Source organism: Rubripirellula tenax, assembly GCF_007860125.1.
Lineage (GTDB): Bacteria > Planctomycetota > Planctomycetia > Pirellulales > Pirellulaceae > Rubripirellula > Rubripirellula tenax.
Map to the genome: position 1 here is coordinate 105635 of NZ_SJPW01000007.1, position 15154 is coordinate 120788.

Here is a 15154-nt window from a genome sequence, read left to right on the forward strand (position 1 = left end):
CACCTACGGTTCAGTTGTCATCCTCACGATGGGTAGCTCGCCGTCGGCGATCGTTGCCATTTGGCGAAGCAACTCGCGATCCATTTCGTTGCTTCGAAAATCGACCTCGCCACCGCCCATCAACAGGTGCAGGCCGCCGGGGTGGTCGCTCGCCAAGCCACCGACGTAGGTTTCGGAAACTTGAGCCACCGCGTCTTGGGGACCGCGAACGCGACGGCGTTCGTCATTAAGCCCGTGTCCCATGTTTCGCAGACTCGAACGCGTTCCGCTCATCCACCCCAGATCCTCGCCGATGTGAGAGAGCTTTTCGCCGACGAAAACGGTGTACGAAAGCCCGTCCGTGATATCGCTTGCGCGCGTGGGAATGTTCAAGCGAAACACTCCATTATTGGTCGCGTCGATTGGCGTCTCTGCGGAATCATGTATGCCCGCGTAACAAGTAGTGTTGTCCGCCACATCCGTGGCCGATGGACACAGCAAGCTTGGCAAGCGAATCGCGCGGACTTCGGCATTCTTGGGATCGTAAACACTGACATTGTGATCGATCGAGTCGTAAACAACGCCAAGATCCATCATCGGCAACAGACCAATCAGCCAGTTCTGATGATAACCTTCCGGCAAATTGTTGATCGGTCCCGAATCGGCGAGCGTTCCTACGGGAAATTGCTCCATACGCGTCTCATAGGACGACAATGCCAACGAGAGCTGCACCAAGTTGTATTGGCAATTGCTTCGCCGGGACAACTCTCGCATGTTCTGCATGGCCGGCACTGCCATGCCGATCAACACGCCGATGATCGCGATCACGACCAACAACTCGACCAACGTAAACCCAGCGCCGAAGTGCCGAGACATCTGATTTCGGTGACTCATCTACTCATTTCCTCTCGAAGTGTTTTCAAATGGGCGAACCAACTGGTCCAACTCTTTTTCGCCCCGCATCCAACGTGCTGTAATTTTTTGTGACGGAAAATCTTTCGTCACAATGATCCGTTCGTTTGAATCTTCCGCTAACGGCAACGTCATTTCGTTTTCCGCAACGTCGCGCACCGCATCGATTGCCGACTGCAATGTTCGGACACTCGCCCGATCGCGCTGCTGATGCCGCGTCGCCCACTCGCCTCGGATCATCGCGCCCGTGGCCGCGACAATGACGATCAGCACAGCAAGCACCAACATGAAGAACGCTGCCCCACGCCGCTGAAAGCGCCGCCGGCTAAGACTCGCGTCGCGCCGCCTCGGCAACGGCGACTTCCCTGACATTACGGTTCTGCGTTTCATGACTTTTCCGACTCCGTAATACCCGCGTTTCCATTGCCCTTATCTCCGTCGCCCGAGTCGCTGGTGCCCAGGTCTTTGATGTCTATGTCTCTGGCACTCAGCTCTATCGTCCACGACACGTCTTTTCCACGCATCAACACGATCTGTGCTTGCCCTGCATCGCTTTCCAACGCCGGTTCGCAACGGCGCGGCAGTGGAAATCGGTCTACCACGATCTTTGCTCGGCTTGAATCACGCAATGTTCGGCGAATCTCTTGCAGCTCGAAATCCATATCGTAGGTGACTTCACCTCGTTCTGTTTCCAACGAAAGCGGCCAGTCAGTCGCATCCATGCTTGTCGCTGATTGCCTGTCTTCGTGCATCGCATCTGCCAACCTGAGAATCGATGCTCGTCCTCGCTGATTCTCTGCGGTCTGTCGCCCAATTTCAGTGACCGATGACAGCATTCGCACCGCAACGATCGATAACGTCAACAGCAACGACAGCGTCGCAACCATTTCGACCAATGTGATCCCAGGCTGAGACTTGCGTCGCGCGAAAGCGAAACGATTCGGATTTTTCAAATCAATCATTACGAGGCCTCCGATTCATCGAGCACTTGGTCGCCTGCATCACCCTCGGGTTCATTGAATTTCCAATGGTGGCGACGAACGCGACCTCCGCCACCCGTGGTTACTTCGACTCGCACATGGATTCCGCGAGCATCGACTCCGACAACGTCATCGATGATCGCTTGCACATCGCACCCGGATGATCGACTGATCGAGGCGCACGTCTTGTCCACGGAACTGCGGACGTCTTCAACGGAAAGCCCGTCCAATCGGTGCATCACGTTATCGGCCGCCAAGGTAGCTGCCAACTGTTGATCGGATTGCCGGTTGAGTGCCGCCGAGCTTTGAGCCAACCTGGCGAGCGTGACACCGGCGGTCGCCAGCAAAGCCGACGCCAAGACGGCCTCGAGCACGACGCTGCCACGCCGCATTCTTGACGGCCGTACGGAAAAAAACAAAGGACGTTTCATGCCAAGCTTTCGATCAATTGGAAGAGAGTCGAAAAGAACCCGAACGCATAACGGAGAACAGCGGCGGACAAGAGTAAAACGAGTGAGGGAAACAACAATCCCATCAACCAACGCAAATTCGCATTCGAATCACGGACCGTTTGGTCGGCAAACGTACGCAGCAGTTCCGCGGTTCGAACCGGTGAAGCGTCCTCTAACCATGCCGCCTCGTCGGAATCGATCCATCCCGTTTGATAGATGGCATCGGCGGGCGTGCGTCCCTGTTCGATCAACTCCATGGCGCGCTGCAACGATCGGCGTTCGTATCGACGAACTGAAATCAAGTGCCCGACGGCCAAGGCGCGCCCCATCGGCCACCCGTGATCAATGGCATCTGCCAATCCCGTCAAGACTTCCGACTTGTGCTGTGCCAATCGCGGCGTGATCGGAAACCATGTCGGCAATCGTATTCCGAAGAGACTTCCCCGACTCATCACCGGCACCACAACCAGCACAATGAAGCTCAACAGAAACAAGACCATATAGGCCGGTTGAACCGCCATCCGATCGCGCTGCACCATCTTCATACCGAACTCATCGAACATGCTCTCTAAAGTTGGCACAACAAAAATTGCCATGAAACTGAATACCGCGCACGTCACCGATGCAGTGACAACCAAGTAAAGAAACTGGCCATATGCAGGCATCCAGCCGCTGTCTCCTAAGTTTTCGTTCTCCAACCCGCCATCAACCGATTCGTAACGCTTGATGGACGCCGACGAACGGTTGTTCTGGGATCCGGGCGTAATTGCATCAGTCGATTGCTCGGAAGGGGGCGTTTGCAAGGCGACGGCCGTCGCCAATTGCAGCGGAACTCGTGAACGAGCCGCCGCTTCGATGGGATCCTGCCCCATCATCAACCGACGCGCATATTCGTAGCAGGGCCCGGCAAGGGGTCCCGACTTCGAAAACGCGACCGCAACCTTGGTAATCGCGCCGTCATGACGGCAAACGGCACGCAAGGTCGAATTGAAAGCACGCGTCGCATTGAGATGGCGACGCGCGGCGAAATCCATCACCGCAAAGACTAGCAGTGTCATCATCACCAAGCCGAACAGTGACGGCAACACAAACACGAAGCAAAGCAGAGTGAACAGGATCAACAAGGTCCACAGAATGACACGAAGCGTTCGATTCATAATATGTTCCTACCTAAAAACCGAAACCATTGACCATGCTGCCAACCGATTTCCACATCCAACCCAACGTTGTGGATATCGAAACCCAAATCAAAAAACCTGCCAGTACGGTCGTGATCATCGGAACCGTGTGCGTTAACAACATCAGTCGCCGCTTCGCAACAACGAAGAAGTGCTCGGTTGCCAGACTCCACTGGTGTTGCGGTTGGTCATTGACTGCACCGAGCATCAATTCAAGCACTGCCGTGTCGCCTCGCGCAACGTTGTTTTCAAGGGTGGGGGACATGCCCTTCTCGACGCGTTCGGCTGCGTGAATCAACCAGCCGCGACTTTCGCTCGAGGGCATTGCGGCGGCCGCAACTCGGAATGCGTCGGGGTAAGTGCAACCCGCCGACAACAATCGCGACACGGCATCGGCCGCCGATGACCAGTCGAGCGCCGAACGAGTCGAGCGAAGTCCAGGGAAATACCCTGAAAGCAACGCGACCAATCCGCCAACCAGCAGAACCGCTGCAATAGAGAACAGAATCCAAGGAACGTAAACGATTGCTAGAATCGAACCCAAATCATCGCGAAACTGTTCGTCAAAAATGCTGCGCACGTTTGCCGACATCATCAGCGCCGTGACCGCCGCCACGATCGCCGCGACCGTCAACATCAACCAGGCGGCGAAAACGCAAAAGACTGCACGTCGACGCATTTCGCCGAGTTCACGTTGCCCATCAAGCCATCCGATGGCGCTGGGCGAATGACCGGGGACACTGGCCAAGTACGAGGCCACCGAGTCGAGTTGTTTTTTGGGTGTATTCATCGGACGGTCACTTTTCTCCATCACCACTGGGCAACTTGGCGGTACACCGGCGCGATAACCCACCAAGCGTAAGAGATCACGAAACCACAGCCGACAACGACCATCAGGGTTCGCGGTAAGAAACGCGACCAAAAATAGCCCGACCTGCGAGACGCCTCCGCGTGCCAGCTTCCCAAAAAATAAAGTCTCGCGGCTAGAATCGACGGCGGCATCCCCAACGACGAACCCGAGTTTGATCCGGATACCGTCACAGCTGCATTGGTTCGCTGCTCCTCATCGATATCCGTCAACTCGCTTGCTCGACCGATCAACTTCGCGATCGGAGGACTCGCAAGCGTCGGATTCTCAAGCCCCGAGAGCATGGAGTCGCCTGACAGTTTCGCCGCATGGACGATGGCTTCTTGCTCGGGAACGTCCGCTTCAATCTGGTCCGCCAACGAATAGAAAAACAAGCTCAATCGGGCATGACGGGAAAGCGAACTGCGTCCCGTTAATAGCCACCAAATTAAGACGCCGATCAACAGTGCGATCAACGGCGGCCACCAAGCGTTCTGCTCTAACCACTGGCACGCCGAAACCAACCAAGGTTCCCATCGAAAGTCACGACCCTGGTTTCGATTCACCAGCGGCACAGCCACCATCACGGTTGCGACATACGCAACCATCAGCAGCACGATCGGATAGAAGTACGCGATCACAGCCGTTCCCATGAACTGGCTGCGCCGACGCAACTGTTGCCCCAAACGCGAAATCAGCCGCTGATCGGCCCCTCGACCAACGGCGGCAATCGCTGCGGAGATTTGCGAGGTCATGGGGGAACGAATCACCGAAATTGCTTGCTCAAGCGATTGCCCTCGGTCAAGCTGGTCGGCAATCTGGCCGGCACATCGCCCAACTCGCCCCATTCGCCGTGTTTGCAACCGCCGCATCGCACGTTCGACCGGTGCGCCCGACTTCATTGCACAAGCGATTTCGTCAATCACCCCGGCCAACTGCAGGTCGCTCAACTTGATCATGGAATGGACGCCTCTATCGCGACGGAACCCAAATAAGACATTCCATCTATATTAACGGCGTCGATTTTCGCTTGCAAGTCCTGGTGTCGGAATTTAGCGAAGCGTTAGCAATTGTGGGCCAATCTAAATCTTCGAAACAATTCCGCTTCGGCGGTGTTCCCACATCTTTGGAGCCGCCCGAGTTCCGTGCGTCCTAGAAAATCAAACGATGGCGAGTCGGGCGACGGCCTCTCGTCCAAAACGAAGCTCCGGCAGACCGCCGAAGAGATTTGCTGCGGCGTCCATGTTTTGACGTTCGGAAGAAAGAGAAATCGTGCCGAACGAAGGCGACAAAAACCCGAAGCACTGCCAAAGGCTAATGCAAAACCCCTCTGTCGAGGAAAACGTTTTCAACAAATCCCTGTTTTTGCGGCTAACTTGCTTTCCGTAAGAGCCAGAACCCGAAATGCCCGTTGAATACCGAAAAAAGATGGCGGACTACACAGCTGAAAGGAGCTCAACCCTTTGAGAGCACTTCGTCCGATCGCAAATCGGCACTTGCGAGCGCGGCCATGATGGGGCACCTTTGTTTGCAGCTAGGCGAAAGTCTGGTCTCCGAATCGAGACGTCTGGCCGCGTTCGCTCTCAATTCTTGATGATGGAACTTGCATCTGCCCATCACGTCTGGATCCGGCTTCATCTTTTCTAAAGCCGACAGAGTCTTTGACGCGCCGCTACAATATCAATGATCATTTACATCCCATCCGGTCGCAATGATCTGCAACCACATCCGCTGATCTGCGATTGATCTATGCTGATCGCAAACCTTGCATCATGACTACGTCCGGCGACAAAGACTCAATCAGACTCGCGCACTCTGACCGCTCGCTTGTACGACTGGTTCGCGATGGAGACGAGCGCGCAGCGAGTGAACTTTACGATCGCTACGCCCGGCGAGTCTTTGGCCTGATCGACGTTAAGATGGGCGCAAAGCTTCGCAACAATACGATGACCGAAGATATCGTCCAATCGGTCTTCAAGAGCATCTTTCGTGGTGTGCAAGCTGGCGACTACGACGCGCCGCCGGGCAAGACACTTTGGAACCTCCTTGCCGTGATCGCTGCAAGCAAACTCGCGGACAAAGGAAATCACCATTCGGCAGGCCGACGTGACATCAATCGTACCGTTCGACTTGTCGACCATTCCGAAGAATTGGAAACCGACGAGCGTTCGATCAATCTTCTGAGCATGACGCTGCAGGAGACACTGGAAAAGCTAAGCCCGATCAATCGCGAGATCCTAAAGCTACGGATCGAAGGTCACTCCGTCAGCGAAATCTCTGCGACCACAGGGCGGAGCCATCGAACCGTGGAACGGATGCTACAAAAGAGCCGGATCCAACTAGCAAACATTCTTCTCTCTGAAGACTAAGCCGTCTACGCAAGTCACGCACTTCTTCGAACTTTTGGCCGTCGCAGAAACGCTAGACGGCGCGACCAACACCACGGCAAGCCGCGCGCAAGAAGGCACCGGGTATCTTAAGCGACACAGCCGCTTACGAGAGTCATTCGTGCGATATTTCTGCGCAGTCACCGCAGACACCCCACACTCCTGTGCGGAAATGAATTCTCATTTTCCCTCAAGAAACTTGGCGGTGCAACGAACCCGAAGTCGCTATCCACCCTGACCGCATTCTCTTTTCGATCGAGAAAGCAATGACATTTGCAAAACCTCATCTTGCGCCGCACATGCAGGTCGACCCTACACGGATCGCCACACTTGATGACTCGACCGAACATATCATTGATCTCTTTGAAACCGCCTGGACCGAAGGCCGACGCTTAGACATTGCCGAACTCGTCGATCAACACGGCGTGCGTCATCACATCGATTTGCTAACCGAACTGATTCGAATCGACGTCGAACGACGAAATGCTGATGCCTTATCGTTCACGATTGACGAGTACGTCGAAGCCTTTCCTGGACTTCTTGATCACGCAACTGCTCTTTCAGATATCTGCTTTGAGGACTTTCGATCGCGACTTCGATTCGAACGAACATTTGATCTTGAACGCTGGAATACGATTCCACAAATTTCAAAGCAATCATGGTTTCGCACGCTGGCACATCATGATCCGAAAACACGCGGGACAACCGATCAGCACGGCGACGAAACGGGCCCCGATCCATTGCTCGAAATCGAGCTGGGCCGCATCGGCTTTCAGTTGGTCAAAAAAATCGGCAGTGGTGCTTTCAGCGAAGTCTTTCTGGCGACGCAAAACGAGTTGGCCGGTCGTTTTGTCGTTTTGAAACTGGTTGACCGAGTGTTTGCCGAACCACAAACACTCGCAGTTTTGCAGCACACAAATATCGTTCCGATCTATTCCTGCCATAAAGTCGCAAAACGAACCGCGATCTGTATGCCTTATGCAGGAAGCCTGACGTTGCTAGACCTGTTTGACGCGTCAGGACCATTCGGCGATCTGCGAAGCGGTCAATCGCTGGTGACGACGGTTCGCGCTCGGGTCGCAGAGACTCATGTCGGATCAATCGCTGGCACTTCGACGATTCCGTGCGACGAATCCAAATCGTCGATCGACCGCAGTCAATCCCCTGCCGCCGATGAACCCACCGTACTGAGTCCGCTGGATCGACTTTGCCTGCTCGATCAAAACGAATTGACGGGTTGGGTTTTTGAACGATTGACGGCTGCTCTGATGCACTCTCACGCGCGAGGCATCATGCACGGCGACATAAAACCCGCCAACATTTTGATTCGAAATGACGGTGAGCCAGCCCTGCTGGATTTCAATTTGGGACAAGACCTGCAGCGCGACAACTCCAACCGTGTGGGCGGAACGTTGCCGTACATGGCACCCGAAGTGATGGGCGGTTTGATGGGGCAAACGTTCACGGCTGGACCCGCGTCGGACATCTATGCCGTCGGCGTTGTGATGTACCAATTCGCGACGCAACGATTGCCGTTTCCGTCGCCATCATCCGTTGCGGCGGTGGACTTAGAACCCGCGATCGAAAGCAGGCGACACGCTGTCGAGTGGACGGAAAACGATTCCGTATCTCCGGGCATCCGTTCCATCATCGAAAGGTGCCTTGCCTTTGATCGAAGCGAGCGATATGCGGGCGTCGAAGAACTCCACTGCGATCTGGATTGCCAGACACGGTCATTGCCGTTGGAACATTGCCCCGAGCGATGGATCGATCGAGCGAGAAAGTGGCTTCGTCGCAATCCCCGTTCGACTTCGGCCGTCACCTTTGGAACTGCATTTCTTCTGCTGCTGATTCCGTTGACGTTCGCTGCCATCCAATCGCGTCGAAGTTCGCTCGAAGCCAAGACACTCCAGCGTTTCAGTGAGTTCGTCGACGCATCGACTCCCGTTCTGGCGTCCATGGTTGCGAACCCGGTCAAGCGAAGTGATTCCGAGATCGCAGATGCCATGAAACCTCTACGAGACTTTGGTTTCGTGCCCCCGTCGCAACTGAGTCCCGCTGACTGGAATCGCTTGCCGGCAAACCGAGTTGATGGCTTTCGCAATGCGCTGCTCCGCCATGTCGGTCAGGTCGCGATCTTTGAGTCGGATCGACTCGCAGCGGCAAAGAAATCGAAATCGCTGGTTGCATCCGAGTTTTCTCGCCTGGACCAATTGATCGAAGTCGCCCAGCGGTTGGTCGACGATGAACCGTCATCGTTCATTCACAATATTCAACGGCAACGGGCACGGTTGGCCGACGAAACCTTACCTGCGAATGAGTCTCGCACGATAGCATCCGAATCATCAAGCGAATCGGACACCGAGATCTATCTGGACGCGATTCGTTTGATGAAAAAGGAAAGATGGACCGAAGCCGGCCACAAACTTGACCGTCTTTCCGGCAAAGACTCGATCCCTCCGGAACTTCGATGGACGGGACTCGGTCGATCTCAGTATCACGCCCACCAATACGATCAGGCTGCTGCATCATTCACAAAGTCAATCGAACGAGCACCCGATTCATCGCGGCTAAGACTGCTGCGAGGACTCTGCTATTTGCATTTGTCGCGTGGTGATCGCGCGGAAGCAGAATTTGACGCTGCACTCGACCTGGACGCTACCAATTGGCAAGCAGAAACCAATCGCGGCCTGATTCGTTTGAGTCGTGATCGAATCGACGAAGCAATCGCAGACTTCACCAACGCAATGACGCATTCGCCCAATCGTGTCCACTTGCTGTTGCTTCGCAGCCGCGCATACCGCTTGCAAGGCGACTCGGTCGCGGCGGATCGAGATCTCGTGGCCGTCATGAACGAGAAAGACCTTACCGCGCCGTCTTTGCTGTCGCGTGCTCGGGCGATGGAAAGCACCAACCCGAGCGCCGCACTGGCAGACCTGAAGGCCGCGGAGGCTCTAGATCCGAATTCCGCGGATGTGCTGATCAGTATCGCTGAATTGCTGACCCGGAAACTGAATCGAGATGCGGATGCGATTCCGTATCTGGATCGGCTGATTCGGAACCAACCCGACAACGAGCGAGGTGTTTCCGACCGCGCCGTTTTGCTTGCTCGATTGGGGCGATTCAACGAAGCCGATCGCGACGTTCGCGAAGCGATCAAACCACCCAATTCCGCCCGCGCCCTTTATCAACTCGCCTGCGCGTCCGCGTTGATGCAAGAACGAACGTTCCACATTCGATCGCTCAGCTTTTTGGCGCAAGCCCTTCAAGCGGGCTACGACGCCGACCGACTGGACAGCGATCCCGATCTCGAAGCGATTCGCGAGATGCCTGGATTCCAAGCAATCGCTCGAACCTACCAACTCGGCAAGTTGGCCAAGCCAGCAAGGTCGAGTCCACGCAATCGGCCTGACGGCATCGATTCATCGAACATTTCAACGCTCGTCGCCGACTGACGCCCCACATACAAGCGTTTTCCTACCCCCCCCTTACCGCGAACTATTCGAACTATGCCCCGTCCGAAACGACTTCGCCGTCCCCACGCAGCCAATTTTGAGACACTCGAATCACGCACCTTGCTTGCTGCATTTGGAACGCCATGGCCAGAACCTCGTGACCTGACCATCAGCTTTCCCGCCGATGGCGTCGCAATCGGGAATCGCGTCAACGACTTAGCAGAAACGCTGGACCAAGCGGGCGACACCCAGCAATGGCAAGAGTTGATTCTCAGGGCATATCAGACTTGGGCGATTCACGCAGACATCAACATCGGACTTCGAAACGACTTCGATGTTGCGTTTGGTTCGCACGGCATGACCAATAACGATCCTCGATTTGGAGAGTTTCGGATCGGCGCGTTTCCTCAACAGGGTCTGCTTGCCAGCTCACTTCCGTTTCAATCGGTGGCTGGTACTTACTCCGGCGACTTGCTGCTCAATTCGAATCAGAACTTCAAGCTGCATGACTGGAATGACGACACCGGTCCTGATACGACGCAGTGGGATCCGTTGGATCGCGACCTGTTCAGCGTCCTTTTGCATGAATCGGGAAACACGTTGGGTGTCGATGACAACCTGACCGAATGGTCCGTGATGTTCGGGCAATACACGGTTCCCAAAGGACTGTTAAGCCCCGAAGACATAAGCGAGATTCAAAGTCTGTACGGACTGCGTAGCGATCCGTATGAAGCGCTCAGCAACGACGACGTTCAGATGGCCACGCTGTTGCCTCAGCCGATCAACTTTGCACCGGCTACCGACGTCGTACGCACCCGCGCCAGCATTGTGTCGGCAACCGATATCGATCACTACAAATTCGTACCAGCGACCGGACAAGACAGTGTCACGATCAAAGTCAAATCCGCTGGCATCAGCCTGCTTCGTTCCCGACTGGAAGTCATCGACGCCGCCGGCGAAGTCTTGCAAAGCAGCGCGGCGGCGTCCGTTTTCGACAACGACCACTCCATCACCCTGACCGGCATCAACGGGTCAGCGGAAATCATGGTTCGTGTCCTTGCCGACGACACTGACGACGTTTATTCGGTCGGCGACTATGTGCTGGAGCTTGACTATCGGTCGGCCGCCGATCAACAACTTGATCACGTTCCGGGCGACTATGCGTCCGGTGCCGACGCCTTGTTCACCGGATTCGATCTTGCGGATCCCGAAGACGTGCGCCAAACGATTGCTTCCGCAGACACGGTTTCTTCCACAATCGCATCGACGGATCGTTTCGAAGTCATCTCTTCGGTCGCATCGGCAGCCGACGCCGATGTTTGGAAAATTGTCGCGCCCGATAGTGCACGGCAGAGTCTGCAAGTCAGCGTTTCCGGTGTCGGCCAAGCGCACCCCGAGATAATGGTGCGCGTGATTGATTCGACGGGTCAACAAGTCGGTTCCTCGGCGAGACTGCGAAACGATGGGTCGTGGACTGTGGAAGTAACATCGCCAACCGTCGGAGCCGAGTACTTTGTCCGCATCAGTATCGACCCCAGTTCGGCCGTTCATGTCGGCAACTATGTCGCCGTCGCAGAGTTCATCACACCGTCCCAACAGATGAACGAACTCGTCTCGGGCGATGCTTCGTCCGAAATGGATGAGTTCTATCGCTGGACAGCAGGCAAATCCAAACTCTACCGATTTGATCTATCGGCCTCCGACGGATCGAGCACCGAAGGGATTCGCATGCGAATCTACGACGCCGAGACGAGCGAACTGCGTATGGTGATCGGCGTCCAAAATGACATAACCCGGTCGGGCCTCGCATGGCTCGATCAAGGTGACTATCTGATTCGCATTACCGCATTTGAAGCGAACGATGCTCCGGTCGACGCGATTCACTTCACGCTGACGTGCGACGGTCTTTCAGACGACCAAGACGACGATCCTTATGACCCGGATACCGATCCGTATTACGACGCGTACTACTACGAATACAATCCGGCGTACTACTACTATTACTATTCAACCTACGAGTACTACTACAACTGGGACGAGTACTACGAATACGACGGCGACCCCGATTATCAGTATTACTACACGGGCGAATACCCATAGTGATCCTGTTGTGTCCAACCACCGCGTCATCCGCTGGCTCTCTGTCATCAACGCCTCTCGAGTCCCTTCATGCTTGCGACTTCTGTTATTCATCCAGACCACCTGGATCGGCTATTCGTCCGCGCATGCGGTTTGATGGATCCGAGTCTGTCGGGAACTCCAGCCGACCGTCTTCGTGAAGCACGACGAAGATCTCGCGTCGATCACACTGATGCCGTAGCGAACGCGGTCGTTGCCGTTTGGGATTTGATCGAAAAACGGCCGAAGGAATCGCTCAACTACCTCCTGCGATTCTTGGGCGACGCGGATTGCATCGGAATCGTCCTTCAAGTCGCGGGCTATGCCTGCGTCCTTCAAGACGATTTGGATCAAGCAGCACTGCTTCTCAATCGTACCGTCAAGCTAGAACCACGCGCTGCCGAGTGCTGGACCGTACTAGGCCGAATTGCCAGTGCGAATCGTCAACCGGAGCTCGCGATGGAGCGCCATCAGCGAGCCATCGCCGTCAGCAATGCGACCTGTGCATCGGTGCTCGACCTGACGCATGTTTTTGTGCGTCACCGCCGCCTCGATGATGCGATTCACACGCTACGTGTTGCGTTGATGCGCGATCGCAACAATCCCCAAATCAATCGCACACTCGCGCGACTGTTGAGGCGTCGCAGCATCGTCCTTGGACGGAAGAATATGCGAGTCGCGAAGCAACGCATCGTTCGAGAACGCCTGCGTTGCCTGCAAACAGCCAATCGTGCCGCTCCGCGATCCGATAGCTACATCCGACAGGGAAGACTCGAAGGCCAACTCGAGCAATTCGACCGGGCGCGTCAATCGTACGGACATGCCGTTCGACTTGATCCTCAGTCGTCTTTTGCTCTAACGCATCTTGCCAATGCGAACGTCGACAGCGGGAACATTTCCCAAGCCATCGAACAATTCGAATCCGCAATCGACATGGATCCCCATCACGCGGCAACCCACTTTCGGTACACTCGAACTCGAAAGTTCAAAGCCGAACCGAAGACCAGCGACTACGTGACAATGTTAGAGTCTCGGCTGAAGGAACCAGAGCTTCCACTTCGCGACCGCGTCCATCTGGAATTTGCTCTCGGAAAAATCTTCGACGATCTCGGCGAGTACGATCGCGCGTGGAAGCATTTTGACACGGCAAACCGGTTAAAACCCGGACATCAGCGATCACTTGACTCGGCCGAGTCACCCAAACCACGACCGGCATCCGACCGCGCACCGCTAAAGCGTATTGCCGAGGCTTCGATCAGTTTCTTCACTCCCGAATTCTATCGAGCCAATGCGAATGTCGGCATTCGACGTGATTCGGTGAGACCGATCTTCGTCGTGGGGATGCCGAGATCGGGAACAACCCTGACTGAGCAAATTCTTACCAGCCATCCGGCGATCGCGGGCGCGGGTGAACTCAAGACGATCAACAATATTCGACGAACCATCGAAAACGAATCAAATGACGCGCGCGGCATCGCCCACGGCCCCGTTTCAAATTACCCCAAGTGTTTGTGGGATACTGACCAATATCGCATTCAACGGCATGCCAATGACTATCTCGACCAACTGAAGACATTTGGACCGAACGAAACCTTTGTCACCGACAAGATGCCGACCAATTTCATGCACCTCGGCTTGATCGCGTTGCTGTTCCCAAACGCAATCGTGATTCACTGTCAACGCGATCCGATGGACGTGTTGGTTTCTTGCTACTGTCAAAACCTGAATCCGCCCTTTTGCGATCTTGAATCGCTTTCTCTTTACTATCGACGCTATCGGCAAATGATGGCCCACTTCGAGGAAGCGCTGCCGATTCGAATCCATAACATCACTTACGAAGAGACCGTCGCCGATTGTGAACGCGTCGCTCGTGGAATGATCGATCATTGCGGGTTGCCGTGGGACCCTGCTTGCATTGATTTTCATGAAAACGAGCGTTCGGTCCACACGCCAAGCAAGTGGCAAGTTCGACAACCGATGTATGCGACTTCCGTTCAAAAGTGGCGTCGATTCGAACATCATCTGCAACCAATCTTAGATTCGCTGCATCAACCTCCACTCGACATCTAGTCATTTAGCGGGTCGTGTTTGATCCGATTGAGGTTGTATCGCAATACGTTGTTCGAGCATCCAGGTATACAGATCGTCGTTGCCGTAGGTCTCGGTCCACGCATCGTGCTTCGCGTTCGGATAGACCGTAAACTTGACGTCGTTTCCAAGCTCCCGCAGCGCGTCCACCATTTGTTCCGATTCTGAGATCGGAATCATGTCATCTCGTTGGCCGTGAAATACCCAAATCGGCATTTGCTTGATCTTTCGGACATAGGGCGGGTCACCACCACCGCAAATTGGCACCAAACAAGCGAAGCGATCGGGATTCTGGATCGCCAAACGCCAAGCGCCGAACCCACCGCGACTCATCCCCGTCAAATAGATGCGTGACGGATCGACGGCGTATCGATCAACAAGATGATCAACTAAAGCCATCAATGACTGATCATCCCAGAACTGAGTGGTGCTGGGATTCTGAGGCGAGACAACAAAGAACGGAAAGTCCTTACCCTCTTTGATCAGCCGCGGCGGGCCGTGCATTTTGACTTTTTCGATGTTGTCACCGCCTTCGCCGCCACCGTGCAAGAACAACAGCAGCGGGATTCGTCCATCTTCGGTTCGTACTTGCGCAACCGCTTGGCTATCCAAATCGGGTTGGTACAGCAGATAGTGAAGAGTCGAAGCTCCTTGGTTGTCGAATCGTTCCACCGTTTGATCACCGGCGTTTGCTATGGATGCAAAAACAGCAAGCGCCCCAACGACGATTGAATAGAAACGTTCAAACACAAACATCG

At 54.9% G+C, this 15154-nt stretch carries 12 protein-coding genes; 4 read left to right on the forward strand and 8 right to left on the reverse strand.

The features are described 5' to 3' along the window. Window positions 1-3: 3 nt before the first annotated feature. The 7 genes from Poly51_RS24065 to Poly51_RS24095 are packed head-to-tail and all read right to left on the reverse strand — an operon-like array spanning window position 4 to window position 5307. Complete coding sequence (locus Poly51_RS24065; RefSeq protein WP_146460909.1) at window positions 4-873, reverse strand: type II secretion system protein; 870 nt, start codon at window positions 871-873, stop codon at window positions 4-6. Continuing rightward, a complete protein-coding gene (locus tag Poly51_RS24070; RefSeq protein ID WP_146460911.1) occupies window positions 874-1281 on the reverse strand; it encodes a hypothetical protein in 408 nt (135 codons plus the stop codon). Then, a complete protein-coding gene (locus Poly51_RS24075; RefSeq protein WP_146460912.1) occupies window positions 1278-1853 on the reverse strand; it encodes a hypothetical protein in 576 nt (191 codons plus the stop codon). The genes Poly51_RS24070 and Poly51_RS24075 overlap by 4 nt, the downstream gene beginning before the upstream one ends. Then, window positions 1853-2302, reverse strand: a complete 450-nt coding sequence (locus Poly51_RS24080) for a hypothetical protein (RefSeq protein WP_146460914.1) — start codon at window positions 2300-2302, stop codon at window positions 1853-1855. Before Poly51_RS24080 ends, Poly51_RS24075 begins: the two co-directional genes overlap by 1 nt. Beyond that, entirely contained in the window at window positions 2299-3480 is a 1182-nt protein-coding gene (locus tag Poly51_RS24085) for a hypothetical protein (protein ID WP_146460915.1), read from the reverse strand. Before Poly51_RS24085 ends, Poly51_RS24080 begins: the two co-directional genes overlap by 4 nt. Window positions 3481-3493: 13 nt before the next feature. After that, entirely contained in the window at window positions 3494-4291 is a 798-nt protein-coding gene (locus tag Poly51_RS24090; RefSeq protein ID WP_146460917.1) for a hypothetical protein, read from the reverse strand. 20 nt (window positions 4292-4311) lie between these two features. Continuing rightward, window positions 4312-5307: a type II secretion system F family protein gene (locus tag Poly51_RS24095; protein ID WP_146460919.1), complete on the reverse strand. Its 996-nt coding sequence runs from the start codon at window positions 5305-5307 to the stop codon at window positions 4312-4314. A gap of 813 nt (window positions 5308-6120) precedes the next feature. Between Poly51_RS24095 and Poly51_RS24100 the strand changes: the two genes are divergently transcribed. From Poly51_RS24100 to Poly51_RS24115, 4 genes are all read left to right on the forward strand, one after another. Beyond that, window positions 6121-6717, forward strand: a complete 597-nt coding sequence (locus Poly51_RS24100) for an RNA polymerase sigma factor (RefSeq protein ID WP_146460920.1) — start codon at window positions 6121-6123, stop codon at window positions 6715-6717. Between the two features lie 284 nt (window positions 6718-7001). After that, complete coding sequence (locus Poly51_RS24105) at window positions 7002-10190, forward strand: serine/threonine-protein kinase (RefSeq protein WP_146460922.1); 3189 nt, start codon at window positions 7002-7004, stop codon at window positions 10188-10190. A 54-nt stretch (window positions 10191-10244) separates the two neighbouring features. Continuing rightward, window positions 10245-12290, forward strand: a complete 2046-nt coding sequence (locus Poly51_RS24110) for a matrixin family metalloprotease (RefSeq protein WP_146460923.1) — start codon at window positions 10245-10247, stop codon at window positions 12288-12290. Between the two features lie 69 nt (window positions 12291-12359). After that, entirely contained in the window at window positions 12360-14378 is a 2019-nt protein-coding gene (locus Poly51_RS24115; protein ID WP_146460925.1) for a tetratricopeptide repeat-containing sulfotransferase family protein, read from the forward strand. On the opposite strand, the gene Poly51_RS24120 is transcribed toward Poly51_RS24115, so the two are convergent. Continuing rightward, on the reverse strand, window positions 14379-15152 hold the full coding sequence (locus tag Poly51_RS24120) for a carboxylesterase family protein (RefSeq protein WP_146460926.1): 774 nt from the start codon (window positions 15150-15152) through the stop codon (window positions 14379-14381). Window positions 15153-15154: the final 2 nt, after the last annotated feature.